1 protein-coding gene is annotated in these 1050 nt (G+C 45.8%); it reads right to left on the bottom strand.

Features of this window, described 5'->3' with window-relative positions:
* On the bottom strand, positions 1–1050 hold a 1050-nt coding region (locus AAGF08_RS20360), incomplete at both ends, for an HYR domain-containing protein (RefSeq protein WP_343513292.1).

Here is a 1050-nt window from a genome sequence, read left to right as displayed (position 1 = left end):
AGAGGCATTTGGTATCGCATTTACGTCTATCTCCAAATCCACAGCTTCACCCAAGGAAGTAGCGTTTGGTGCCTCCGTGTCTTTCACTGTAATGGTCTGGCTTACGGATGAGAAGTTGCCACAGCCATCTATGAATGCCCAAGTGCGCACTTCGGTAAAGTCAATTCCATTAGCTCCAAAGGTAATAGTCGATGTAGGACTCACGGTGATTGGTCCATCGGCATTATCTGTTGCTGTCAGATCTATACGAGGTGGAACATCGCCGGCACACTGTACCGTTACATCAGCCGGAGCTGCTGGAGCGACAGGCTTCTCGTTGTCTAGGACTGTTATGGTTTGGATAATAGGGTCTGCCATATTGCCACATTCATCTACAGCTTGCCAAGTACGGATCAGGGTAAATTCATTGACGCAACTACCCGGAATTATTTGTTCAGTTGGGGAAAAATCTATAGTTCCCAAATCTTCTGGATCAGCAAAGGTCAAATCAACCGGAGGCGGTACATCAGCGGCACTCGACAAGGTCAAGTCTACTGGCAGTGGACTTATCAATACTGGAGGATTATTATCAAATACTGTAATCGTTTGATCTACAAATGACAAGTTGCCAGCGGCATCAACAAATGTCCAGGTACGAATCTCAGTGTAATTATTGTCGCAAGCCGAAGGATCTTTTATGATCTGTATTGTAGGGCTCACTGTGATTGACCCTTCGCAGTTATCTATAGCGGTTAAGTCAACCGGAGTTGGTATTTGTGCAGCACTAAGCACAGTGATATCTGCAGGAGGGGTTGGAGGTACCGGAGCTTCAGAATCATTCACTGTGACATCAAAGCTGCAGGAGCTTTGGTTACCGAATCCGTCAGTAGCGGTGTAGGTAACTTTTGTAGTTCCTACAGAGAATACCGCACCTGGTTCAAAGTTACTTGTCAAAATAACGGTACCAGCACCTGAGGCCGTCGGTGGAGTCCAAGTGACCACTGCACTACAATTACCTAAATCGTTAGAAACTATAATATCTGTTGGACATCCACTGATAACAGGCAATAA

Source organism: Algoriphagus sp. SE2, assembly GCF_039563885.1.
In the GTDB taxonomy this organism is placed as follows: domain Bacteria; phylum Bacteroidota; class Bacteroidia; order Cytophagales; family Cyclobacteriaceae; genus Algoriphagus.
The sequence above is the reverse complement of the archived record's forward strand: the minus strand, read 5'-3'. Positions and strand labels throughout refer to the sequence as shown.